1 protein-coding gene and 1 pseudogene are annotated in these 1,052 nt (G+C 74.6%); one reads left to right on the forward strand and one right to left on the reverse strand.

Annotated features, from left to right (window positions below; all coding sequences use genetic code 11):
• Nucleotides 1–615 (reverse strand): annotated as a pseudogene (locus DEIPI_RS32025) (M42 family metallopeptidase); the annotation flags it as partial.
• 69 nt (nucleotides 616–684) lie between these two features.
• Here DEIPI_RS32025 and DEIPI_RS40120 point away from each other — a divergent pair.
• Nucleotides 685–1,052 (forward strand): Gfo/Idh/MocA family protein (locus DEIPI_RS40120; RefSeq protein WP_045234564.1); only part of this gene is annotated, 368 nt, incomplete at its 3' end.

The following is a 1,052-nucleotide window of genomic DNA, read 5'->3' on the forward strand; positions in this document are numbered from 1 at the left end:
CCCCGCGAGTGCGAGCAGCGCCGCGCAGCCCGCGCGGTCGTCCACGGCGTGCGCCGTGAAGCGCCCGCTGCCACGCCCGAGCTCCGCCAGGTCCCCCACGAACCCCACCGGATCGCCGACGCGCACGCCCATCTCGCGCGCGTGCGCCGCGTCACGCGCGCCGACGTCCACGTAGAGTTCCGCGTAGGGCGTCACGCGAGGGCGGTCCGCGTCGGTGAGGAGGTGCGCGCTCTTCGTGCCGATCACGCCCAGCAGCCGCCCCTCCTCGGTCCGGACCCACACACGCTGCGCGGGCAGCACCCGGTCGTCCGTGCCGCCCACCTTCTCCAGCCTGAGGAAGCCCGAGGGTTCCACCGTGCGGACCCGGAAGCCTACCTCGTCCGTGTGCGCGGCGAGGATGACGCGCGGCGCGCCCTCGGGGCCGCGCAGGGTCGCGGTGACGTTCCCGAACGCGTCCACGCTCACCTCGTCCGCGACCTGCGCGGCGGCGCGGCGCAGGTAGCGGACGACGTCCTCTTCCGAACCGCTCGGACCGGTGAGGGCGACGAGGTCGCGCAGGTGCTGGAGGAGGGACGTCCCGGAGGAATCGGAAGGGGAGGCGTTGGGCGTCGTCATGGGCCCCATGATAGGCGCGCGGTATCCTGCGCGGGACGCCCGGCCCAGGCCGGGCACGAAAGGACTCCCGTGACCGACTCCTCATCTCCCCTGCGCGTCGGCGTCGTCGGCCTCGGCGCGATCGGCCAGCGTCTCCTCGGCGTGTTCGGCGCTCACCCGGAGGTCGTCGTGACCGCCGTCTCGGACCTGAACCGCGCGCTCTCCGGAGAGACCGCGTCACGCGTGCGCGCCGCGAGCGTGGAGGACCCCCTCGACCTCGTCTCACGTGACGACGTGGACCTCGTGTACGTCGCCGTGCCGCCCGCCGCGCACCGCGAGCTCGTCCTCGCCGCCGCCCGACACGGCAAGCACGTCCTGTGCGAGAAGCCCCTCGCGACGAGCGCCGCCGACGGACGCGAGATGCTCGAAGCCGTCCGCGCGGCGGGCGTGGTCCACGC

Origin of the sequence: Deinococcus pimensis DSM 21231 (assembly GCF_000519345.1) — a bacterium.
GTDB lineage: Bacteria > Deinococcota > Deinococci > Deinococcales > Deinococcaceae > Deinococcus_A > Deinococcus_A pimensis.